Annotated in this window: 29 protein-coding genes; 15 read left to right on the top strand and 14 right to left on the bottom strand. The window is 73.9% G+C overall.

Annotation, left to right across the window (positions count from 1 at the left end; translation table 11 throughout):
• Positions 1–4: 4 nt before the first annotated feature.
• Complete coding sequence (locus CTE05_RS08575; protein ID WP_307724285.1) at positions 5–274, bottom strand: hypothetical protein; 270 nt, start codon at positions 272–274, stop codon at positions 5–7.
• A 335-nt stretch (positions 275–609) separates the two neighbouring features.
• Here CTE05_RS08575 and CTE05_RS08580 point away from each other — a divergent pair, with 335 nt between their 5' ends.
• Positions 610–789, top strand: a complete 180-nt coding sequence (locus CTE05_RS08580; RefSeq protein ID WP_146845712.1) for a hypothetical protein — start codon at positions 610–612, stop codon at positions 787–789.
• A 2-nt stretch (positions 790–791) separates the two neighbouring features.
• Positions 792–1,211: a DUF6314 family protein gene (locus CTE05_RS08585; RefSeq protein WP_146845713.1), complete on the top strand. Its 420-nt coding sequence runs from the start codon at positions 792–794 to the stop codon at positions 1,209–1,211.
• Here CTE05_RS08585 and arr read toward each other — a convergent pair.
• Both arr and CTE05_RS08595 read right to left on the bottom strand, forming a co-directional pair.
• Positions 1,208–1,636 (bottom strand): NAD(+)--rifampin ADP-ribosyltransferase, encoded by a 429-nt coding sequence (gene arr, locus CTE05_RS08590; protein ID WP_146845714.1) that lies wholly within the window; start codon positions 1,634–1,636, stop codon positions 1,208–1,210. The genes CTE05_RS08585 and arr overlap by 4 nt on opposite strands.
• Positions 1,633–3,000, bottom strand: coding sequence for a CoA transferase (locus CTE05_RS08595; protein WP_186814797.1), 1,368 nt, complete (start codon positions 2,998–3,000; stop codon positions 1,633–1,635). The genes arr and CTE05_RS08595 overlap by 4 nt, the downstream gene beginning before the upstream one ends.
• Before the next feature lie 54 nt (positions 3,001–3,054).
• Between CTE05_RS08595 and CTE05_RS08600 the strand changes: the two genes are divergently transcribed.
• Both CTE05_RS08600 and CTE05_RS08605 read left to right on the top strand, forming a co-directional pair.
• A complete protein-coding gene (locus CTE05_RS08600; protein ID WP_146845715.1) occupies positions 3,055–3,384 on the top strand; it encodes an ArsR/SmtB family transcription factor in 330 nt (109 codons plus the stop codon).
• Positions 3,381–4,043, top strand: a complete 663-nt coding sequence (locus CTE05_RS08605) for a cation diffusion facilitator family transporter (RefSeq protein ID WP_186814798.1) — start codon at positions 3,381–3,383, stop codon at positions 4,041–4,043. Before CTE05_RS08600 ends, CTE05_RS08605 begins: the two co-directional genes overlap by 4 nt.
• Before the next feature lie 6 nt (positions 4,044–4,049).
• Here CTE05_RS08605 and CTE05_RS08610 read toward each other — a convergent pair whose 3' ends face one another.
• Positions 4,050–4,574: a hypothetical protein gene (locus CTE05_RS08610; RefSeq protein ID WP_146845716.1), complete on the bottom strand. Its 525-nt coding sequence runs from the start codon at positions 4,572–4,574 to the stop codon at positions 4,050–4,052.
• Positions 4,575–4,776: 202 nt separating this feature from the next.
• On the opposite strand from CTE05_RS08610, the gene CTE05_RS08615 reads away from it, so the two are divergent.
• Positions 4,777–5,700 carry an SGNH/GDSL hydrolase family protein gene (locus tag CTE05_RS08615; RefSeq protein ID WP_186814799.1) on the top strand — a complete coding sequence of 308 codons (924 nt, stop codon included), beginning with the start codon at positions 4,777–4,779 and terminating at the stop codon, positions 5,698–5,700.
• A gap of 6 nt (positions 5,701–5,706) precedes the next feature.
• Here the strand turns inward: CTE05_RS08615 and map are convergent, their stop codons facing one another.
• On the bottom strand, positions 5,707–6,480 hold the full coding sequence (gene map / locus CTE05_RS08620; RefSeq protein WP_146845718.1) for a type I methionyl aminopeptidase: 774 nt from the start codon (positions 6,478–6,480) through the stop codon (positions 5,707–5,709).
• A 65-nt stretch (positions 6,481–6,545) separates the two neighbouring features.
• On the opposite strand from map, the gene CTE05_RS08625 reads away from it, so the two are divergent.
• Positions 6,546–6,815, top strand: a complete 270-nt coding sequence (locus tag CTE05_RS08625; protein ID WP_146845719.1) for a helix-turn-helix domain-containing protein — start codon at positions 6,546–6,548, stop codon at positions 6,813–6,815.
• A 25-nt stretch (positions 6,816–6,840) separates the two neighbouring features.
• Here the strand turns inward: CTE05_RS08625 and CTE05_RS08630 are convergent, their stop codons facing one another.
• Positions 6,841–7,284 carry a CD225/dispanin family protein gene (locus CTE05_RS08630; RefSeq protein ID WP_146845720.1) on the bottom strand — a complete coding sequence of 148 codons (444 nt, stop codon included), beginning with the start codon at positions 7,282–7,284 and terminating at the stop codon, positions 6,841–6,843.
• A gap of 185 nt (positions 7,285–7,469) precedes the next feature.
• Between CTE05_RS08630 and CTE05_RS08635 the strand changes: the two genes are divergently transcribed.
• Positions 7,470–8,663: an NAD(P)/FAD-dependent oxidoreductase gene (locus tag CTE05_RS08635; protein ID WP_146845721.1), complete on the top strand. Its 1,194-nt coding sequence runs from the start codon at positions 7,470–7,472 to the stop codon at positions 8,661–8,663.
• A 156-nt stretch (positions 8,664–8,819) separates the two neighbouring features.
• Positions 8,820–10,979, top strand: a complete 2,160-nt coding sequence (gene helR, locus CTE05_RS08640; RefSeq protein ID WP_146845722.1) for an RNA polymerase recycling motor ATPase HelR — start codon at positions 8,820–8,822, stop codon at positions 10,977–10,979.
• 5 nt (positions 10,980–10,984) lie between these two features.
• On the opposite strand, the gene CTE05_RS08645 is transcribed toward helR, so the two are convergent.
• The gene (locus CTE05_RS08645) at positions 10,985–11,680 is read right to left on the bottom strand and encodes an RraA family protein (protein WP_146845723.1); all 696 of its coding nucleotides are present in this window, start codon (positions 11,678–11,680) and stop codon (positions 10,985–10,987) included.
• 17 nt (positions 11,681–11,697) lie between these two features.
• Entirely contained in the window at positions 11,698–12,312 is a 615-nt protein-coding gene (locus CTE05_RS08650; RefSeq protein WP_146845724.1) for a LysE family translocator, read from the bottom strand.
• An 81-nt stretch (positions 12,313–12,393) separates the two neighbouring features.
• On the opposite strand from CTE05_RS08650, the gene CTE05_RS08655 reads away from it, so the two are divergent.
• Entirely contained in the window at positions 12,394–12,846 is a 453-nt protein-coding gene (locus CTE05_RS08655) for an Lrp/AsnC family transcriptional regulator (RefSeq protein ID WP_146845725.1), read from the top strand.
• On the opposite strand, the gene CTE05_RS08660 is transcribed toward CTE05_RS08655, so the two are convergent.
• Positions 12,843–13,829, bottom strand: a complete 987-nt coding sequence (locus tag CTE05_RS08660; RefSeq protein ID WP_146845726.1) for an aldo/keto reductase — start codon at positions 13,827–13,829, stop codon at positions 12,843–12,845. The genes CTE05_RS08655 and CTE05_RS08660 overlap by 4 nt on opposite strands.
• A gap of 149 nt (positions 13,830–13,978) precedes the next feature.
• Here CTE05_RS08660 and CTE05_RS08665 point away from each other — a divergent pair, with 149 nt between their 5' ends.
• Together CTE05_RS08665 and CTE05_RS08670 are read left to right on the top strand one after the other, a co-directional pair.
• The gene (locus CTE05_RS08665) at positions 13,979–14,356 is read left to right on the top strand and encodes a DUF2255 family protein (protein WP_146845727.1); all 378 of its coding nucleotides are present in this window, start codon (positions 13,979–13,981) and stop codon (positions 14,354–14,356) included.
• Positions 14,357–14,417: 61 nt separating this feature from the next.
• Positions 14,418–14,813, top strand: coding sequence for an SRPBCC family protein (locus tag CTE05_RS08670; RefSeq protein WP_146845728.1), 396 nt, complete (start codon positions 14,418–14,420; stop codon positions 14,811–14,813).
• A gap of 2 nt (positions 14,814–14,815) precedes the next feature.
• Here the strand turns inward: CTE05_RS08670 and CTE05_RS08675 are convergent, their stop codons facing one another.
• A complete protein-coding gene (locus CTE05_RS08675) occupies positions 14,816–15,217 on the bottom strand; it encodes a RidA family protein (protein ID WP_146845729.1) in 402 nt (133 codons plus the stop codon).
• A gap of 37 nt (positions 15,218–15,254) precedes the next feature.
• Positions 15,255–15,830 carry a dihydrofolate reductase family protein gene (locus tag CTE05_RS08680; protein WP_146845730.1) on the bottom strand — a complete coding sequence of 192 codons (576 nt, stop codon included), beginning with the start codon at positions 15,828–15,830 and terminating at the stop codon, positions 15,255–15,257.
• Between the two features lie 105 nt (positions 15,831–15,935).
• On the opposite strand from CTE05_RS08680, the gene CTE05_RS08685 reads away from it, so the two are divergent.
• The 3 genes from CTE05_RS08685 to CTE05_RS08695 all read left to right on the top strand — a co-directional run bounded on the left by CTE05_RS08685 (position 15,936) and on the right by CTE05_RS08695 (position 17,975).
• Entirely contained in the window at positions 15,936–16,769 is an 834-nt protein-coding gene (locus CTE05_RS08685; RefSeq protein ID WP_146845731.1) for a hypothetical protein, read from the top strand.
• A 430-nt stretch (positions 16,770–17,199) separates the two neighbouring features.
• The gene (locus CTE05_RS08690; RefSeq protein WP_222595441.1) at positions 17,200–17,691 is read left to right on the top strand and encodes a GNAT family N-acetyltransferase; all 492 of its coding nucleotides are present in this window, start codon (positions 17,200–17,202) and stop codon (positions 17,689–17,691) included.
• A complete protein-coding gene (locus CTE05_RS08695) occupies positions 17,688–17,975 on the top strand; it encodes a hypothetical protein (protein WP_146845732.1) in 288 nt (95 codons plus the stop codon). The genes CTE05_RS08690 and CTE05_RS08695 overlap by 4 nt, the downstream gene beginning before the upstream one ends.
• Here CTE05_RS08695 and CTE05_RS08700 read toward each other — a convergent pair.
• Positions 17,951–18,484, bottom strand: coding sequence for a TM2 domain-containing protein (locus CTE05_RS08700; protein WP_146845733.1), 534 nt, complete (start codon positions 18,482–18,484; stop codon positions 17,951–17,953). The two genes, CTE05_RS08695 and CTE05_RS08700, sit on opposite strands and share 25 nt — an antisense overlap.
• Positions 18,485–18,642: 158 nt before the next feature.
• Between CTE05_RS08700 and CTE05_RS08705 the strand changes: the two genes are divergently transcribed.
• Positions 18,643–19,407: a class I SAM-dependent methyltransferase gene (locus CTE05_RS08705; protein WP_146845734.1), complete on the top strand. Its 765-nt coding sequence runs from the start codon at positions 18,643–18,645 to the stop codon at positions 19,405–19,407.
• A gap of 10 nt (positions 19,408–19,417) precedes the next feature.
• Here CTE05_RS08705 and CTE05_RS08710 read toward each other — a convergent pair whose 3' ends face one another.
• Positions 19,418–20,119 carry an aggregation-promoting factor C-terminal-like domain-containing protein gene (locus tag CTE05_RS08710; protein WP_222595442.1) on the bottom strand — a complete coding sequence of 234 codons (702 nt, stop codon included), beginning with the start codon at positions 20,117–20,119 and terminating at the stop codon, positions 19,418–19,420.
• A gap of 155 nt (positions 20,120–20,274) precedes the next feature.
• Entirely contained in the window at positions 20,275–21,261 is a 987-nt protein-coding gene (glsA, locus tag CTE05_RS08715) for a glutaminase A (RefSeq protein WP_146845735.1), read from the bottom strand.
• Between the last annotated feature and the right edge of the window lie 4 nt (positions 21,262–21,265).

A 21,265-nucleotide genomic window follows, 5' to 3' on the forward strand; every position in this document is an offset into this window, starting at 1 on the left:
CGGGTCAGGGGATCGTGCTCCGGTCGATCCCCAGCGTCGCGACGAGGTCCTCGTGAAGCTCGAACCAGACGCGGTGGCAGGAGTCGGCGTCGGTGCCGTCGACCCAGCCCGTCCCTCCGGCGTGGGCTCGCCGTCGCGCCGCGGCGAATCGCGCGTCGTAACCCCCGAACCGGGCCAGCAGCAGTCGGAGCCGGTCGGCGAGCGGCGCCCATGTCCTGCCGGTCCTGGTCGGCCACGGCCAGCAGGCGGTCCAGGGACGCGTCGCCGGGCTCACCCAGCTCGAGGAACTCCCGCTCGGGCTTCACAGGGCGACCACGACGTCGTGCCAGTCCGGGTCGCCCGCCGGGACCGTGAACGTGCTCGCTGAGGCAGCATCCCCGTCGCCTGCAGCAGCTGCCCGCCCGCGGTCGTCGGACCGTCGGCGAGCCCCGAGCGCTTGCGGATCGCCTCCGGCGACGGCCATGCCCACCCCCAGCTGGTTGGTACGGCGCTCGCCCGGCCGCGAGCGCACACGCTACCGACCGACGGCCGTCCCCTGGTCCGGTACGGGTGGATCTGTCACCCGGACGGCACGCCGCCTGTGCGGCCGGGTCGCTACAGTCGCGGCTCATGGCTATCGTCACCGTCCCGGGTTCCACGTCCGTGACCGCGCGGGCGTCGGTGCTCGCCGCTGCCGCGGACGCGGGCGCGGTGACGCTCTTCGGCGCCGTCCTGCTCGCGCTGGGGCTCGTCCTGCTGCTGGTCGCCCTCGCCGGCCTGGGGATCCAGAGCATCCCGGTGGTCGGGTAGCCGTGCTGCTCGACAGGTTCGCCGGATCCTGGTCGGTCGACCGCGCCGTGGTCGACGCGCGCGCCGGGCTGGAGGGTCACCTGACGGGCACGGCGCAGTTCGAGCCCACCGGCGACGGGGCGCTGGCCTATGTCGAGTCCGGGGTGCTGACCTTCGGCGGGCACGTGAGCCCGGCGCGTCGACGACTGCTGCTGCGGGGTGCGGGCGGCCGGTCCGTCGACGTGCTGTTCGGCGACGGCCGCTTCTTCTACCGGTTCGACCTCGTCGACGACGCCTGGTCCGGCGAGCACCCGTGCTCCGCGGACACCTACCGCGTGACCGGACGGTTCCTCGACGCCGACCGGTTCGAGGAGGTCTGGCACGCCCTCGGCCCGTCGAAGGACTACCGCCTCACGACGGTGTACCGCCGGTCCGCCACCTAGTCGTCGATCTCCGCGGTGCCCGACCGCTCGAGCTCGGCCAGGTGCTCCCGCATCGCCCGGAGCTGCTCGGGCGGGTGCCCGACCCAGTCCTCGACCTCCCCGACGACGCGGACCGGCTCGCGGGTGCGGTAGGACCGCGTCGGGTTCCCGGGGAACCGCTTGTCGGTGACGTTGGGGTCGTCCTCCAGGGCACCGGTCGGCTCGACGACGTAGATCCGGCCGCGCCCGGGACCGTGGGCCAGCTCGGCGCCCCACGTCGCCGCGTCGAGGGTCGCGGTCACGTAGACGTGGCCGGCGGTCCTGCCTCCGCCGAAGTTCGAGCGGCGGCCAGGCTGCAGGACGTCTCCCACGTGGAGGTCCGCCTTCGTCCCGTGGAACAGGGCTCCTGACTCGTGGACCTCGAAGGGTGTCGGACCGGTCGTCATGTGCTGCCTCCTCGTTCGGCCCCCCACCGGGGCTCGTCGGTGCCCCAGAGGCGGGGCGGTCGGGTCCAGTCCGTCGGTACGCCCGCGACCCCGATCGGGGACAGGGCGTGACGGAGCCGTCCGTAGGGGGAGTCGGTCTCGGTCAGCCACCGGTCCGGCTCCTCGGGAGGCTCGGCGGGTGCCGGCAGCGGCGCGATGCCGAGCAGCCAGGTCGCGGTGCCCGCCAGCGACAGGCGCACGTGCTGGCCGCGGCCGGTGACCGCCCGATCGGTGAGCGCGCGCAGGACCGCCGCGGCCAGCAGGTAGCCCGTGCCGTGGTCGAGCGCCTGGACGGGCAGGGTGCCGGGGCGTCCGTCGTCCGTCGCCTCGACGACAGAGATGCCCGTGCCGGCCTGGACCAGGCTGTCGAAGCCTCGCCGGCCCGTCCAGGGCCCGGCCCAGCCCCAGGCGCAGAGCTCGGCGACGACCAGCCCGAGTCGTCGCGCGACCAGCGTGTCCGCGCCGAGCCCGTGGCGGTCCAGCGCGCCGGGACGGTAGCCGGTGACGACGACGTCCGCGGTGTCGAGCAGCGCCTCGAAGGCGGTCCGGTCCGCTGCCTGTCCGAGGTCGAGCCGCGTCGTCCGCTTCCCGAACCCCGTGTCGATGTGCGTGCCGCGGTCCTCGGGCAGCCACGGGGCGTCGACCCGCAGCACGTCCGCGCCGAGGAGCGCGAGCGTCCGGGTGGCCACCGGTCCGGCCAGGACCCGGGTGAGGTCGAGGACGCGGACGCCCTGGGCGGGGAGCGTGGCCGGCGGCAGGGGACCGGTCGTGTCCTCGCCGGAGGCGACGCGGGTGACGAGCGGCTCGTCGAGCGCTCCCGGCGGGGCGACGGCGACCGCCAGACCGCCCGCGGCGTAGACCGTCTCCTGCACGTCGATCGCTGTGCGCTCGCGGAGCGCCGCGGACAGCCGGTCGACCAGGTCCGCGTCGTCGCCGGAGTCCGGCAGTCCCAGCGCCGCGAGCAGTCGCGCCCGGTGGTGCGGGTAGTTGGCGTGCGTGCGCACCCAGCCGTCGGCGGTCGGCCAGAAGCGGGAGAGCGGGGCGAAGAGCGGGATCCGGTGCCCGTCGACGCGCAGGTGGCGCTCGCTCGCGAAGGCGACGGCGACTGCTCCCTCGTCGACCCGGACGGCCGGCATGTCGCGCCCGGTCCGCGCTGCGAGCAGCTCGGCGGCGGCGAGCGAGCACACCCCGACGCAGGCCCGGGAGAGCTCGCGCGTCGGCAGCCTGCCACCCGGCTGCGGCGTCCCCGTGGAGGAGACGTGCTCGACCAGGCCTGCCGGACCGCCGAGCGCCCGCCAGGCGTGCGCGGTCGCGGGATCTGTCATCTCCCGCACGCTAGCGCCCCTCGCAGTACAGCGTTGCGTGTACTGTCCATGCGCATGGGGACGGCCACGCTCACGCACACCTCCGCGCTCGCCCGGCTGGGGCACGCCCTCTCGGACGAGACACGCACCAAGATCCTCCTGTCGCTGCGGGAGGCTCCGGCCTACCCGTCGGACCTCGCCGACGCGCTGGGGGTGTCCCGGCAGGTGATGTCGAACCAGCTCGCGTGCCTGCGGGGGTGCGGGCTCGTCGAGTCCGTCCCGGACGGGCGCCGCACCTGGTACCGGCTCGCGGACCCGCGGCTGTCGTCGGCGCTCGCGGACCTGCTGGGCCTGGTGCTCGCGGTGGACCCGTCGTGCTGCGGACCGGACTGCGCCTGCGCATGAGCAGCATCTCGACCGACCGCCGACCACTGCTCGAACGGCGGATCCGGTGGATCGTCGCGGCGACGATCACGTACAACGTCGTCGAGGCCGGCGTCGCGCTGGTCGCGGGCCGGATCGCCTCGTCGTCGGCCCTGATCGGGTTCGGGCTCGACTCGGTCGTCGAGGTGCTGTCCGCCGCCGCGGTCGCCTGGCAGTTCTCCGCCCCGGACCCGCGCACCCGCGAGCGCGCCGCGATGCGGACCATCGCGCTGTCGTTCTTCGGCCTGGCCGCGTTCGTCACCGTCGACGCCGTGCGGACCCTGCTGACCGCGGCCGAGCCGGAGCACTCGACGGTCGGCATCGTCCTGGCCGCGGTCAGCCTGGCGGTCATGCCGGTCCTGTCCTGGGCCGAGCGCCGCACCGGTCGCGAGCTCGGGTCGGCCTCCGCCGTCGCGGACTCCCGGCAGACCCTGGTCTGCGCCTACCTGTCCGCCGTCCTGCTCGTGGGTCTCGTGCTGAACAGCACGCTCGGGTGGTGGTGGGCCGACCCGATCGCCGCCGTCGTGATCGCCGGGTTCGCGGTCCGGGAAGGCATCGAGGCCTGGAAGGGCGAGGCGTGCTGCACGCCGGTGTCCCAGCTCGTCGGCGACGGGGAGCACTGCGCGGACGGCTGCTGCTGACGCGCGTCACTGCGCCGGCACGCACCCGCCGTCGGCGATCATCCCGTCGGTCTCCACCTCGGCGTGGTCCGCGTCCAGCGTCCCGACGAGGCACAGCCCGCCGACCGAGATGATCACCCCGATCGACGACGGTGCCGCGGGGTCGCCGGCCGCCTCCACCCAGGGCACGTCGGGATCGAACCCGGCGGCCTCGAGCGCGTCGTGCACGGCACCGACCGACAGCGGGCCGCCGACGAGGGAGGCCAGGGCGTCCTGCGCTGCGACGCGCTGCGGCTCGACCTCGGCCCGGCTCTCCTCGCCCGGCTCGAACCGCTGCCGGTACGCGTCGTTCTGCGCCATCGCCGCCTCGCCGTCGTAGGGGACGCAGTCGGACGGCATCTCCTGCCCCTCCACGATCGGGCACGCCGCCGTCGGCGTCACGGACGCCGACGGGTCGCCTGCAGCGGTGCCACCGGGGCGGCCGGCGCAGCCCGCGACGAGGAGGACGACGGCGACGACCGGGACCAGCGCGGCACGGGTGCGGGTGAGCATGCCCGCCAGGCTCGCACCGGTCGCCGCCGTCTGTCGTGCGGTCCGCCCGATCGTCACCGGACCGAGACCGGGCCGTGTCCGACGGAGACCTGCAGGTCGGGATCCCCCGACGCACGAGCAGATGTCCGCCTGCGTAGCGACGGCCTGCGTGGGTCTGGCGGGCGTAGCGTGGAGCGATCGCACCGGGACGAGGGGGCTCACCGTGAGGCGTTCGTGGATGACCGGGCTGGTCGCCGTCCTGCTCGTCCTGGGCGGGTCGTCCGCGGTGGCGTCGCCGCCGGGAGGGCCGCCGCACCGGGGTCATCCCGTCCACGTCGTCATCGGCGACTCGCTGCCGGCCGGTCAGCAGTCGGTGCCGCCGGCGATGGACTTCCCGACCACGGCGGCGCTGTGGAAGGCCAGCGGCTTCGTCGCGCAGTACCACCGGGTGCTCCGGCACGAGCTGGACTGCGCGCCGGGACGTCCGCACCACCACCGCGGCCCGGGGAAGAGCTGCCACGCCCTGGAGCTGGTGAACCTGTCCCGGACCGGTATCCCGGGCGTCGCGGCGGGAGTCACGACGGCGACGGTCCTGCAGCCCGGTGACCAGCTCGACCAGGCCGTGGCGCTGATCGAGGCGCGCAACGACACCCGGTCGCCCCGCGACGACGTCGAGGTCGTCACCGTCTCGGTCGGGGGCAACGACCTGTACGGGCCTGCCGTGCGGGCGTGCGTCCCCCCGACCGGCTCCTGCGTGCCCGCGCTCCAGGAGACGTTCACCGGCTTCGAGGCCCGGTACGACGAGATCCTCGCGACTCTGCGGGCCGCGGCCGGCCGGGACACGGTGATCCTCGCGATGACGTACTACAACCCGTTGCCGTACTGCGCCCTCGGCGCGGCGGACCCGGCCACCGCGCGCGTCCTCGGCGACTTCATCCTCGAGGGCGGCGACATCGGCCTCGGTGCGCTGCCGCTCGGCTTCAACGACCGGCTGCGGGTGGTCGCGGACCGGTACGACGCGGTCGTCGTGGACACGTTCGGGACGCTCGGCGACGGGGACTTCGTCGGCGGCGCGGACTGCGTGCACCCGGACGGGGACGGTCACCGGGCGCTCGCAGACGTGTTCGCGACGACCTTCCCGGGCTGATCGCTGCTACCCCCGCAGCGTGAGGATCTCGGCGCCGTCCTCGGTGATCGCGATGGTGTGCTCGCTGTGCGCGGTGCGGCAGCCGGTCGCGCTGCGCAGCGTCCACCCGTCGTCGGGGTCGGTGACGAGCTCGGCCGTGTCGGCCATGACCCACGGCTCCAGCGCGAGCAGCAGACCGGGGCGCAGCGTGTACCCGCGGCCGGGCCGACCGGTGTTGGAGACGTGCGGGTCCTGGTGCATCGTCGACCCGATGCCGTGCCCGCCGAACTGGGTGTTGACCGGGTAGCCGGCGTCGCTGAGCACCGTGCCGATGGCGTGGGAGAGGTCGCCGATGCGGGCGCCCGGGCGGGCGACGGCGATCGCCGCGTCCAGCGCGCGCTCGGTGGCCTCGATCATGGCGACGCTCTCCGCAGGACGTGCGCGGCCGACCAGGACGCTGACGGCGGAGTCGGCGGCGATCCCGCCCGTGGCGACGGCGAGGTCGAGGGTCAGCAGGTCACCGTCGGCGAGCGTGTGGTCGCGGGGCCGGCCGTGGAGCACCGCGTCGTTGACCGACGTGCAGATGTAGTGGCCGAACGGACCGCGCCCGAACGTCGGGGCGTAGTCGACGTAGCAGGACACCGCACCGGCCTCGACGATCATCGCCTGAGCCCACCGGTCGATCTCCAAGAGGTTCGTGCCGACCGTCGCGCGCTCCGTCAGCGTCCGGAGGATGTGCGCGACGAGGGCGCCGGACTCCCGTGCGCGGTCCAGCTCGGCGGGGCTGAGGATCTCGATCATGCGGCGTCCTTCACGCGGGGACCAATAACTATCCCGGCCATATTATCCCGGCTACGATTGGGCCCATGGTCAGGCTGCCGCTCACCCCCGAGGAGCTCGAGCGCGGACGGCGCCTCGGTGCCCTGCTGCGGCGCGCCCGCGGCGCCCGCTCGATGCTCGACGTCGCGCTCGACGCCGGCGTCTCACCCGAGACCCTCCGCAAGATCGAGACCGGCCGCGTCGCGACCCCGGCCTTCCCGACGATCGCGGCGATCGCCGCCGTCCTCGGGCTCTCCCTGGACGCGGTGTGGGCGGAGATCAGCGACGCCGCACCCCGAGAGCAGCTCGCCTCGTAGACGACGGCTCCTCGTCCCGTCCGGGCTACCCGTCGTTGCCCGGGCGGTCCGGGAGGACCGGTCCGGACGGGCCACCGAACGACCGCTCGTCGTTCCACCGGGGGCCGTGCTCCCAGTCGACGCCGTCGCTGTAGCCGTGGAAGGCGAGGACGGCGAGGAACGCCCAGGCGATCGAGACGAGGATCGAGAGCACGATCAGGGCGCCGCCGACGATCACGCTGATGATGCCCCACCGGCGGCCGTTCGCGGCCTCTCGCTCGGCCGCCACGGCATCGCCGGCGCCGAGTGCGCGAGCCGCGCGGTGCGACGCCAGGAGCGCGGGGATCCCGGTCGGCCAGAACAGGATCATGGCGGCGATGACCCAGCCGACGGGCGCCGAGGTGGCGGGGGCCGCAGGTGTCGATGGAGGCGGGGGCGGGGGCGGGGGCGTCGGAGCGGGGGCGGCGCTGGGGACGGGCTCGGTAGACATGGTGACCTCCACGCGACTCGGCTGGTCGGGCTCACGGTAGGCCTCCTGGCTGGGAACGCCCTTTGAACCGACGAGACGTCCCGCGAGGCCGGGCGCACGTGCTCGACCTCCCCGCCGCGCGTCGCCGGGTGGTGGCGCTTACGGTGGCCCGACGTTCGTTCCCGGCACGCGGAAGACGGTGTGGCATGGCTGGTCCCCGACACCACGACGTCCTGGTGGTCGGCGGTGGCAACGCAGGCATCTCGCTCGCCGCCAAGCTGCGGCGCGACGGGTGCCGTGACGTCGCGATCGTCGAGCCGAAGCAGGTCCACGAGTACCGGCCACTCCTGTCGTACGTCGCCTCGGGCATGGCCACCCTCGACGACCTGCGCAAGCCGCAGGCGTCCGTCATGCCGCGCGGCGTGCGGTGGTACGCCGGCTCGGTGGTCGGCATCGAGCCCGAGCGCTCGCTCGTCCGGCTGGCCGACGGGGAGGACCTGACGTACTCCGACCTGGTCGTGTGCCCCGGGTCGCAGGTGGACTGGGACGCGATCCCGGGCGCGCAGCAGGCGATGACCACCCCGCAGGCCTCGACGAGCTACCTGCCGGAGCTCGCGCCCGGAACCTGGACCATGCTGTCGTCGCTCGTGGCGGGCACGGCGGTGTTCGCGATCTCCGACCGGCACGTGCCCTGCGCACCGGTCGGCCTGAAGCCGCTGTTCACGGCCGCGGACCACTGGCGCAGGACGGGGGCGCTCGACGCGATCACGATCGAGCTGCTCGTCTCCGGGGAGCACCTGGTCGACCTCCCGCGGGCCGACCGTGAACTGCGTTCCGTGGCCGAGTCGTACGGCGTGCACGTGCGGACCCGCACGAGCATCGAGTCGGTCGACGCGTTCACGCGCTCCCTGCGGCTGCGGACGCCCGACGGGTTCGACGACCTGCGCTACGACGCCCTCTACCTCGCACCGCCGCACCGGGCGCCCGACTGGCTGGCGACGAGCGGCCTGACCTCCCCGACCAGCGACGGCTTCCTGGCCGTCGACCCGCGCACCCTGCAGCTCGTCGCGCACCCCACCGTGTGGGGGCTGGGTGACGCGGCCGCCGTGGACGCGCTGCCGTCGGGCGGGGCGCTGCGCAAGCAGGTGCCGGTCGTCGCGCACAACATCGCGGCCCGGCGGACGGGTGCGACGATGCGCCGCTACGACGGCTACTCCGTCGCCCCGGTCACCACGTCACGCCGCGAGCTCCTGCTCGCCGAGTTCGACCGCGACGGCCGGCCGGAACCGACCACGTCGACACCCGACCTGGTGCGCCCGCGCCGCAGCCTGCTGCTGTTCGACCGGTACCTGGAGCCGCAGGTGTACTGGCACCGGCTGCTGAAGGGCAAGGTGTCCTGAGCCGGGCACGCGAGAGGCGGGCACGGGTGCCCGCCTCTTCCAAGGTATAGCCGACGGGGGGTCTTGCGGCAAGGCCCCCGTCGCGGCGCAGAATCTCCGACCGTGCCCGGGTCCCTCCCCGGGTGAGACGGCCCTCGGTACGGAGCTGATGACGACGTGACCCCTGTGACGACCCGTGCGTTCGACCTCCCTGACGACCTCGCGGCGAAGGCCGATCCTGCGTCGACCGGGCCTGACGAGAGCCACTTCGCGGCGATCGCGGCGGCCCTCGAGCAGACGGTCGCGGAGCTGTCCGACCGGCTCGACCAGACCCGCAGGGCGCCCGGCCGCGGTGGCACGGCGGCGCTGGAGCGCGACCAGGAGATCCACCGGCTCAGCTCCCGCCTCCGCACGCTGCGCAGGTTCGGGCTGGACCTGTGCCTGGGACGGACCGTCGGTGCGGACGGAGAGACCGTGTACGTGGGCCGGCTCGGCCTGACCGACAGCAGCGGCCGTCGGCTCCTGCTCGACTGGCGGTCCCCCGCCGCGGAGCCGTTCTTCGGGGCGACGCACGCGAACCCGATGGGACTGGTCAGCCGCCGCCGGTACCGGTGGACCGCCGGTCGGGTCGTCGACTACTGGGACGAGGTGTTCACCGCGGAGGGCCTGCGCAGCAGCGCCGCGCTCGACGACCAGTCGGCGTTCGTCGCGAGCCTCGGCGCGGAGCGGTCCGAGCGGATGCGGGACGTGCTCGGCACCATCGCGGCCGACCAGGACGCGATCATCCGCGCGGGGTCGGCGGGTGCGCTCGTCGTCGACGGGGGTCCCGGCACGGGGAAGACCGTCGTCGCCCTGCACCGCACCGCCTACCTCCTGTACTCCGACCCGCGCCTCGGTCACCGGCGCGGCGGCGTGCTGTTCGTCGGCCCGCACCAGCCGTACCTCGACTACGTCGGCGACGTCCTGCCCAGCCTCGGGGAGGAGGGCGTGCAGACCTGCACGCTGCGGGACCTCGTCGCGGAGGGTGCCGCGGCGGCGACCGAGCCCGACCCGGAGGTGGCCCGGCTCAAGGCGTCCGTCGAGCTGGTCCGCGCGATCGAGCCTGCGGTCCGGTTCTACGAGCGGCCCCCGCAGGAGGGCATGGAGGTCGAGACGTCCTGGTTCGACGTCTGGGTCAGCGCCGACGACTGGGCGGAGGCGTTCGAGGCGCCCGAGCCGGGCACCCCGCACAACGAGGCGCGCGACCAGGTCCGGGACGCGCTGCTGGAGATCCTCGTGGACAAGGTCGACGACGACGAGGTGGAGCGGGACCAGCTCCGCCGGGCACTGCTCGGCAACAGGGACCTGACCACCGCGCTCGACCGCGCGTGGCCGCTGCTGGAGCCGACCGACCTCGTCGGCGACCTGTGGACGGTCCCCGCGTACCTGCGGCTGTGCGCGCCGCACCTGTCCCTCGGCGAGATCCGCACGCTGCAGCGCGCCGACGCCCAGGCGTGGACCGTCTCCGACCTGCCGCTCCTCGACGCTGCCCGGCAGCGCCTCGGCGACCCCGAGGCGTCCCGGCGACGACGCCGGGACGAGGCCACCCTCGCCGCCGAGCGTGCCTCGATGGACACGATCGTCGACGACCTCATCGCCACCGACGACTCCGAGCTGAAGCTCATGTCGATGCTCCGCGGGGACGACCTGCGCGACAAGCTCGTCGACCGGGCCGTGCTGCCCCCCGTGGACACGGACGCGCTCGCGGGCCCGTTCGCGCACGTCGTCGTGGACGAGGCGCAGGAGCTGACCGACGCCGAGTGGCAGATGCTGCTGCGCCGCTGCCCGTCGCGGAGCCTCACGGTCGTCGGCGACCGTGCGCAGGCCCGGCACGGTTTCGCCGAGTCGTGGCAGGACCGGCTGGAGCGGGTCGGCCTGCGCCAGGTCGAGCTCGCATCGCTGGGCATCAACTACCGGACGCCGGCGGAGGTCATGGCGCAGGCCGAACCGGTCATCCGTGCGGCCCTCCCCGACGCCAACGTGCCGACGTCCGTCCGGAGCACCGGCGTCCCCGTCCGGCGCGGACCGGTGTCGGACCTGGCCGCGGTCCTCGCCGAGCACACCACGGGCGTCGCGTGCGTGATCGGCGACCCGACGTTCGAGGGGACCGCGCGGGTCCGGTCGCTGACCCCCGAGCTGGCCAAGGGGCTCGAGTTCGACCTGGTGGTCCTCGTCGACCCCGAGTCGTTCGGCACCGGCATCGAGGGAGCCGTCGACCGCTACGTCGCGATGACCCGCGCGACCCAGCAGCTCGTCGTCCTCACGACGGCCGCGGACGGACCGTCAGCGACCGGCTGACGCGCTCACTCCTCGATCGCGGCGTCGAGCGAGCGCAGGTGCTGGCGGAACGTCACGCCGTCGCGCTCGCGGGCGGCCAGGTACTCGTCGAACCGGGTCTGCTCGCGCAGGGTCGTCCCGGCCCGCATCTGCTCGGCCTGGCGCTCCTCCGTGTCCCGGATCCGGGCGGCGACGGCCGCCACCTCCGCCGCCCGATCAGCAGGCAGGAGGACCACGCCGTCGTCGTCGGCGAGCACGACGTCGTCTCCGGTGACGAGGTGCGGTCCGCACCGGGCCCAGGCCAACGCGTCCACGGCCTGTGGGTCCAGGCGCTCGGGTCCGTTCGGGCAGGCGCCGAGGCTCAGGACGGGCAGGCCGATGGCGCGCAGCTGCGCGGTGTCGCGGTGCAGCCCCCAGATGACGATCCCGGCCAGACCGGCGCGGGCGACCTCGAGCGTGACGAGGTCGCCGACGCAGGCCTCGTCGGTGCGGCCCTCGTTGTCGACGACGAGCACGTCGCCGGGGGCGGCGTGCCCGAGGGCCTCCAGGAACACGTCGACGCTGCCGACGTGCCGCACCGGCCGGGCCCGTCCGGCGACGTGGGTGCCCGCCCACGCCGGTCGCAGCGTCGGCGGGGCGCACCGGACGGCGACGCCGAGGCGCAGGCACGCGTCGGCCACGTGCGCGGTGGTCAGGTCCTCGAACAGTGCTCGGGCGTCCATGCCCGCATCCTCGCCGGTCAGACGAGTGCCTGCTCGACGATCAGCGCCGCACCGAGCCCGGTCATCACGGCCGCCGACGTGCGCGACACGATCCGGGCGGCCGCCGGGCGGGCGGACAGGACGCGCTGCGCCGCCGTCGCGACGGTCAGGTAGACGGCGGCGCACGTGGTCAGGTGGACCAGGCCGAGCGCCAGGATCTGGGCCCAGACCGGCCACGCGGCGTCCGTCGACGTGAACTGCGGCAGCAGCGCGAGGATGAGCAGGAGCACCTTCGGGTTCAGGCCGCTGACCCCGAACCCCTTCCAGAGCCAGCGCGCCCGCGACGACTCCGCGACCTCCTCGACGAGCGGCGACGCAGGTCGGGTGAAGGTCGTGAACCCCAGCCAGAGCAGGTACGCACCGCCGACGAGCGTCAGAGCGCCGAGCAGTCCCGGCGCGCCGGCGATCAGCGCGCCGACGCCGGCGGCCACCAGGAGCGTCGCGGCCAGGTGACCGGCGAGCATCCCGCCGACCGCGGGCACGGCCACCCGACCGCGCAGGCCGGCGCTGATCGCGTACGCCCAGTCGGAGCCGGGGGCGACGACGAACACGGCGGACACCGCCCAGAAGCCGAGCACGTCCGACAGGATCATGCGGGAAGACTATGGACGAAGCAGCGGAAGGTGGTTCCGACTTCTTCGCGACTCAGCGGAGACGGTGAAAGGATCTGTCGCATGGATGCCATCGACCGACAGATCCTTGCGGAGCTCCAGCGCGACGGCCGCCAGACCCTGACCGAGCTGGCGGAACGGGTCCGGCTCAGCGTCTCCCCGTGCCACCGACGGGTGCGCGCGCTGGAGCAGGCCGGCGTCATCACCGGCTACCACGCGCGGATCGCCCCGGCCGCGCTCGGTCTGACCTTCGAGGCGCTCGTCTTCGTCACCATGCGCGAGGCCACCCGCACGTCCATCGAGACGTTCGAGACGGCCGTCGCCCTGATCCCGAACGTCCTGCTGGCGCAGCGCCTCTTCGGCGACCCCGACTACTTGCTCCGCGTCGTCACCCGCGACCTGAGCGACTACCAGCGCCTCTACGACGAGGAGCTGTCCGGCCTGCCGGGCGTCCAGCGGGTCAGCTCCACGCTCGTCATGCGCTCCGTCGTCGAGGACGCTCCGCTGCCCCTCTAGAGCCCCACCATCGCCATGCCGTTGTCGTCGTACCGGTTGCCTGCGACGCCCACGGTCGACGCCAGCCCGTCGAGCTCGGCGCGCTCGTCGGCGGAGAGCGCCACGGCCGTCGCGGCGGCGTTCTCCCGGACGCGCTCGATCCGACGGGTGCCGGGGATCGGCACGATCCAGGGCTGCTGCGCGAGCAGCCACGCGAGCGCGACCTGGCCGGGCGTCGCGCCGCGGCTGTCGGCGAGCGCACGCACGTGCTCGACGAGGGCGGTGTTGGCGTCGCGGTTCTCCGCGGTGAACCGGGGCACGCGGTTGCGGATGTCGCCCTCGGCGAAGGTGGTCGACGAGTCGACCGTCCCGGTGAGGAACCCCTTGCCCAGCGGGCTGAACGGCACGAACCCGATGCCCAGCTCCGCGAGCGTCGGCAGCACCTCGGGCTCCGGGTCCCGGGTCCACAGGGAGTACTCGGACTGCACGGCCGTGACCGGGTGCACGGCGTGCGCGCGACGGATGGTGGCGGCACCCGCCTCGGAGAGCCCGAAGTGGCGCACCTTCCCGGCGGCGACGAGCTCCCCGACCGTCCCGGCGACGTCCTCGATGGGCACGGCCGGGTCGACGCGGTGCTGGTAGAAGAGGTCGATCACGTCGGTGCCGAGGCGCCGCAGGGACGCGTCGGCGACCCGGCGGATCTGCTCCGGGCGGCTGTCCACGCCCTGCATCGTGCCGTCGACGATGTTCCAGCCGAACTTCGTCGCGATCACCACCTGGTCCCGCACGGGTGCCAGCGCCTCGCCGACGAGCTCCTCGTTGACGTACGGGCCGTAGACCTCGGCGGTGTCGACGAACGTGACGCCCAGGTCCACCGCGGCGCGCAGCACCGCGACCATGTCCTCGCGCGTGCCGGGGTTGGGGCCGTAGCTCATGGACATGCCCATGGCGCCGAGGCCGACGGCGGAGACCTGGAGCCCGTGTCCGAGCGTGCGCGTGTGCATGGACGTCCTCCCTCTGCGGACGCCGTCGTGGTCGTCCACGCCATCGACCGTACGACGGCGACGGCGCACGAGGGAGGTCATGCCAGGACGTGCACCGGGGAGCACGATGGGGCTGATCGCCGCAGCCACGCCTGACAGGAGGCCGACCGATGAGTGCATGGGCGAGCGAGACGTTGACCGCGATCGACACCGCCGACGAGCTGCGGGTCTCGTCGTACCGCCCCGACGGCACCCTGCGCCCCTTCGTCATCATCTGGGTCGTGCGCGTCGGTGACGACGTCTACATCCGTTCCGCGTACGGGCCGGGCAACGGCTGGTTCCGCCGCGCGCAGGCCTCCGGCCGCGGCCGGATCAAGGTCGCGGGGCTGGAGCAGGACGTCACCTTCACGACGCCGGGACCGGACGTGCACGCGGCGATCGACGCCGCGTACCACGCCAAGTACGACCGGTACGGGCCGGGGATCGTGCGGACCGTCGTCGGACCGGACGTGGTCGCCGTGACGCTCCGCCTGGTCCCGGAGGAGTGAGCCGGAGCACCGGGCACGACGTCGGCGCGTCCGTGTCAGCGGGCGGTGGCACGATCGCCGGATGACGCAGTCCCGGCACCTGAGCGTGCACATCGACCGTCCGTCGTCCGAGGTCTACGCGTTCGCGTCGGACCCGCGGAACCTGCCCCGGTGGGCGCCCGGGCTCGGCAGCGCGGTCGAGCCCGACGGCGACGCCTGGTTCGTCGAGACCTCGCAGGGCCGGGTCGGCCTGACGTTCGCCCCGCAGAACGACTACGGCGTGCTGGACCACGTCGTACGGACGCCGTCCGGGGACACCGTGTACGTGCCGCTGCGCGCGATCGCCGACGGCGACGGTTGCGAGGTGGTGTTCACGCTGCGGCCCACGCCAGGGATGACGGACGCCGAGCTCGACCGGGACACGGCGCTCGTCACTGCCGACCTCGCTCTGCTCAAGCAGGTCGTCGAGGCGCTCTGACCTCAGTCGCGCACGACCGCCGCGATCGCGCTCACCTCGAGCAGCGCACCCGGCACGCCCAGCGCGGAGACGACCGCGGCCGTGACCAGCGGCGGGGCACCCGGTCCGGCGAGCCGCGGCCCGATCGCGCCGTAGGCCGCCGCGAGGTCCGCACCCTCGGCGAGGAACACGGTCCACTGCACGACGTCGGCGAGCGTCGCACCGGCCGCCTCGAGCGCGGCGCTCACGTTGTCGACCGCGCGGACCGACTGCTCCGCGACGTCGTCGGAGACGACCTTCCCGGTGTCGTCGACGCCGTTCTGACCGCCGACGTAGATGGTCGTCGCACCTGCGGGCACGACGGCGACGTGGCTGAATGCCGGGCTCTGCACGAGACCGGCCGGTTGCAGACGTGTGATCTCCATGGCGTCCACGGTTCCACGGGGCGCCGACACCGGCCTGTCACCGAAGGACGTCGTAGTGCAGGTGCGCGGCGTTGCGGGTGACGACGGTCGCGGCCTCGTCGAGCCGCAGGTTCATGCGCGAACCCTCGAACAGCGGGGTGCCGGTCCCGAGCAGCAGCGGTGCGACGTGCAGGTGCAGGCGGTCGACGAGCCCGTCGTGCAGAGCCGACCCGCCGAGCTCGCCCCCGCCCATGATGAACACGTCCTTGTCGCCCGCGGCGGCGGTCGCCTGGTCGAGCGCGTCGCGCAGGCCCGTCGTGACGATGGTCATCCGGTCGGTGAGCCGCACGTGCTGGGGGGCGTGGTGGGTGACGACGAAGCACGGCGGCGGGACGTCGCCCTGGTCGGCGCCGTAGTGCATGTCCTCGTTCCAGCCGTCCGGCCCGTCGACCACGTCGAACGTGCGGCGGCCCATCACGACCGCACCCGTGGCGTCGGTGAGCGCGGCGAGCAGCCCGACGTCCTGCGCGGTGCGGTCGTCGCCCACCGCCCAGCGGTGCAGGGCCTCGACCCCGTCGTCGGGGCCCGACACGAAGCCGTCGAGGGAGAGGGTGATGTCGAGGATCACGGCCATGTCCACCCACGATGCCACGGTCGCCGCGATCGAGCAGGATCCGTGGCAGGTGGTATCCCGGAGGCCTCCCGCTCGTCCTTCGTGGTGACCCCGGGAGGAACCACCATGTCCGACGCCCCAGCGCGCCTCGTCCTCGACCGTCCCGCCGACGCGCGGGTCGCGGCCGCTCTGCTCGCCGACGGCACGCCCGTCGCGCACGGGTTCGGCGCGATCTACGCACTGACGTCCCGCGGGGACGGCGTCCGGAGGGTCAACGCCCTGAAGGGCCGTCCGCTGGACCAGACCGGCAGCGTCACCGCACCGACCGGTCACGTCCTCGACGCGTTCGACCTCGCGGCGCTCCCCGCAGCCGTGCCGCCGTCGCTGCTGCGGGACGTGGTCGACGCGTTCAGCGCGCTGGGTCCGTTCGGGTTCCGCGGCCCGGCGGCCGGTCACGTCCCCGCGGACCTGGCCGCTGTCGACGCGGACGCGAGGACGACCCAGGTGATCGTGCCGGGGGACGCGTGCCCGTCGCAGACGTTCCTGGCGGCCGCGTCCGCGGCCGTCGGCGGCGAGCCGTTGGCGATCTCGTCGGCGAACCGGTCCCGGCACGTCACCGGTGGCCTGGATGCGCCGGTGCACTGGCGGGTCGAGGGGCTGCGCGCCGAGCTCGGCGGCGCGGACCTGGTGATCCTGGAGCACGACGACGACGCGGTCGCCCGGGACCGGTTCCCGCTGCACACCACCGTGTCCACGACGATCCTCGGGTTCCACCGCGCCGAACGGTCGCACGGTCGCGTGCACCTGGTGCTGGAACGGCACGGGTCGCTGCACGTGACCGGCGTCGTCGCGGTGCTCCGTGGCCTGGGGCTCGGCCTGACGATCGCCCCGCGCGCGACGACGCGTCTCGTCGCCCGGACGTATGACGTCGGTGGACCAGCCGCCCGTGCGGCGAGCTGATCGGCCGGCGGGCGCCCAGGAGCTGTCGGCACAGAACCCGGTGCGGCATCGAGATGTCGATAGGGTCCGACAGTGCAGGGGACCGGGCCGCTCACCGTCGCCGCTGACCCGTGGAGCCCACGATGACCGGCAGCGACGACGACGAGCTCGAGCGATGGCTCGACGCCTACGAACAGGCAGCGGCTCTGCCGGGGAGGGCCGCTCGCCTGTCCTGCCCCACGTGTGGCGTCCAGGCGCTGAGGCTGGAGTTCGTCTCCTTCAGCCACGGCGGCGAGGCAGTGATGCCGGCCTTCTGGTGCGACAGCTGCCGACGAGGGTTGCCACCGGTCCGCGCCTACCCGCCGGCCTGGGCGACCCCTGTTCGTTGGGAGGAGACAGCGCTGCCTGACTACGACCTGGTCGGGGTTCCGACCCGACCCCAGGAGTCTTCGTGATCATCACCCGCATCGACGGCGCCACCGCCGTCGGCACGACGTCCGCCGTCGTCGAGCTGTTCGTCGCGTACCGGCACTTCTACGGCCGGCTCGACACCGACGAGGACGCCCGCACGTTCCTGCGCCGTCGCGTGCAGACGCAGGACTCGTTCGTCTGGGCTGCGCTCGCCGGCGACGACGTCGCGGGCTTCGTTCAGGTCTACCCGGCGCATACGTCGCTCGACCTCGGCACGGTCTGGTGGCTGAACGACCTCTTCGTCGCCCCGGCGGCCCGTTCGCTCGGTGCCGGCCGGGCGCTGGTCCAGCACGTTATCGACGAGGCCGCGACGCACGGGGTGTCGGAGGTGCGGCTGGAGACGCAACCGGAGAACGCGACGGCCCGGGCGCTGTACGAGCGGCTCGGCTTCACCGTCGACGGGCCGTCCGCACCGGTCGCCGAGCACGACGACGAGGCGTTCCTGACGTACGTCCACCGAGTCGTCCGATGATCCTGGTGTCGCTGTCCACCACGGCTGCGCACGAGATTCACGCCGTCGTGCGCAGCGTGCGCGGGCAGGAGATCGAGACGACGTTCACCGTCGTTCCAGGTGGTCCTCACGGCGTCGCCGTCGCCAACCCCGCTGTGGACATCTTCCGTGGCGAGGACATGACGGCGGCCGACATCCGAAGAATCGTCGCCGCAGTGGTGGCCTTCGACGTGGCGGCCTGGCCAGGTCCGGTTCCCGATCTTTCTCGGGATGACCGGACTCAGCCGCGCAGCAACTTGCCGTAGGCGTCGCGCGCGTACCGGCCCCGGTGCACCGACAGGATGAGGAGGCCCTCGGCGAACCCCCACATCCCCATGGCGAGCGCCGCGAGCCCGAGCGTGAAGAACCCGCCGACCACCGTGATGGCCAGCATCGTCAGCCCGCGCTTCCAGTGCCCGAGGTACATGCGGTGCAGCCCGAACGCGCCGAGGAAGACACCGAGCAGCCCGGCGGCGACGCGCGACCGGTACCAGGTGGACGGCCGGAGCTGCACGCTGACGCGGATGCCCTGCCAGGACTCCCGGCGCGGGATGCGCAGGCCCCGCCAGGGCCACCGTCGCGGGGTGCGGGTGGGGGTCGGCTCGGGGACGGCGTCCTCGAGGTCCGGCACGGGGCCGGCCGGGTAGCGGACCGTGGCCGACAGCGGCTGGTAGGCGGGTGCCGGGGCGTGCAGGGGGCGCCGGGTGACGACTGGGCGCTCGAAGACGTCGTCGTCGAGGTCGAGTACGACGGGCCGGTCGATCGCGTCGGTCACGGGGACTCCCGTGGGTCGTGCGTCGCGGGCTGCGGCGGGTCCTCCGAGCCTAAGCCCGGGAGCCGTGCCGGGACAGGTCGATCCAGGCTCCGACCGGCGCCGGCCACCCGTGCGCGGTCGTCTGTACGGCTGCACCCCGCGGCGGTAGCGTTCGCGCGATGCGTCTGCGACAGCTCGCCTGGCGAGCCACCTACGAGCTGCTCGGGTCCCGCGTCCGTCGTCCGGAGTGGTCGTTCATGAACTACGGCTACGCAGGCGGGACGCCCCTGACGCTGGACCCGGCCGACGAGCCCGACCGGTTCTGCATCCAGCTCTACGCGCACGTGCTCGACGGCCTCGACGTGTCGGGCACCGACGTGCTGGAGGTCGGGTCGGGCCGTGGCGGCGGCGCGTCGTGGATCAGCCGGACGCTCGGCCCGAGCACCACGACGGGCGTCGACTTCGCGTCGTCGGCGGTCGACCTGTCCCGGCGCGACCGGACCGGCCCGGGCCTGCGCTTCGTGCAGGGGGACGCGCAGGCGCTGCCGTTCCCGGATGCGTCGTTCGACGTCGTCGTGAACGTCGAGTCCTCGCACTGCTACGCCTCGATGGAGGCGTTCGTCGCGGAGGCGCACCGCGTCCTGCGGCCCGCCGGCTCGTTCGTGTGGGCGGACCTGCGCGGTGCCGACGACGTCGCGACGACCCGCGCCCAGCTCATGTCCAGCGGGCTGGTGCCCGTCGAGGAGCGCGACATCACCGCCGAGGTGCTGGCCGCGCTGCGCCTCGACGACGACCGCAAGTCCGAGCTGGTCCGCGAGTGGATCCCGCGCCCGTTCCAGCGCGCGCTGCGTCCGTTCGCCGGCCTGGAGGGCACCCGCAACCCGGAGGGCTTCGCCGCCGGCACGCTGCGGTACCTGAGCGCCCGGCTGGATCGCCCGGCATAGGCACGCGACGTCAGTACCAGCCGTGGGACTCCGAGTGCGCCCACGCGCCGCACGGCGAGCCGTACCGGGCGTTGACGTAGGAGACGCCCCAGCGGACCTGCGTCATCGGGTTGGTCTGCCAGTCGGCACCGGCGGACGCCATCTTGGACCCGGGGAGCGCCTGCGGGATGCCGTACGCGCTCGACGACTTGTTCTTCGCGGTGGGGTTCCAGCCCGACTCGCGCTGGAAGAGCGCGTCCAGGCAGCCGAACTGGTCGGCGGCCACCAGGGAGGCCGCGTACTCCTTGACCTCGCCGACCGGGGTGCTCGACGGGACGGTCGGGGCCGAGCTCCCCGCCGGTCGGCGCGCCGCGTCCCGTGCGGCCTTGTGCGCGGCGGCCTTGAGCGCGGCCTCCGCCTCGGCCTGCGCGGCGGCCTCCGCGGCGAGCCGCGCCGCCTCGGCCTGCGCGGCGGCGATCCGCGCGAGCTCGGCGTCGATCGCTGGCCCGAGCCACGGCACCTCGGCGTCCGGGGCGGTCCACATCGCGTCCGCCGGTGCGCTCACCGCGGCGGAGACGGGCGCCTGCAGCGCGGCCGACGTCACCTCCCCGTGCGTCCCGATGCCGGCGCCCAGCGGTGACGAGCTCGCGCTCGCGCTGGTCAGCAGGGCGACGGCGATGACCCCGACGCTCACGACGGGGGCCACCGCGAGCGGCCGCGACCACGAGGGCACGCGGCGGGGCTGCGGCTCGGCACGGTGACGGTGCCGCTTCGGTGACGCAGTCATGACTGACGGGCCTCTCGTCGCGGGTGCCCGATCGTGTCGTCGGACGCAACCAGGGGATCGGCACCTCACGCGCCCGACATGAGGGGCTGTCCGAGTCGCCCCTACTCCGGGCGGGACGCGAACAGGTTCAGGCCCAGCGCGCCCGACAGGTAGCGGGTGGCCAGACCCCCGCGGACGCTGTTGCCGGCGGCGTCGAGGCGGGGGGAGAACGTGCTCAGGCTCCCCTTGCCGGGCGCGACGGTGACGATGCCGCCGGACACGCCGCTCTTGCCGGGCAGGCCGATGCTGAACAGCCACTCGCCGGAGCGCTCGTAGAGGCCGCTCGTGGCGAGGGCGGCGAGCACGTACCGGCACACCGACGGGTCGACGACGCGCTCGCCGGTGACGGGGTTGACGCCGCCGTCGGCCAGGGTGGCGCCCATGACGGCCAGGTCGGTCGCGGAGACGAGCAGGGAGCACTGCCGCGTGTAGACGTCGGTGGTCTCCAGCGGGTCGTGGGCGATGCGGCCGTAGGACTCCAGCAGGCGGGCGATGGCCTGGTTGCGCCGGTTGTGCGCCGCCTCGGACGCGTACACGTCGTCGTCGAGGGACAGCGGGCGGCCGGCGAACGCGGACAGGCCGGTCTGCACGAACGTCCACTTGTCCTGCGCGGTCGCACCCGGCACGAGGCTGGTGGTGGCCAGCGCCCCGGCGTTGACCAGCGGGTTCATCGGGCTGCCGCCGTTGAGCTCGAGAGCCATCACGGAGTTGAACGGCAGGCCGGTGTTGTTCACCCCGACCTGGCGGAGCACGGCCTCGGGGCCGAGCGCGTCGCAGACCAGCGCGAACACGAACGCCTTCGACACGGACTGGATCGAGAACTCGTGCAGGGCGTCGCCGACGCTGTGGGACGCGCCGGTGACCGACACGATGCTCAGGCCGAACAGGGCGGGGTCGGCGGCGGCCAGCGCAGGGATGTAGTCGGCGACCGCACCGTCGTCGACGCCGGCGTACCGGTCGTAGGCGTCCTGCATGAGCTGCGCCACCAGCTCCTCGCGGGGCAGCCGTCCGGTGGAGATCGACGCCGGGTCGTGGAAGTCGTCGCTCATGGGC

The organism is Cellulomonas terrae (assembly GCF_007990265.1).
GTDB classification, from domain to species: domain Bacteria; phylum Actinomycetota; class Actinomycetes; order Actinomycetales; family Cellulomonadaceae; genus Cellulomonas; species Cellulomonas terrae.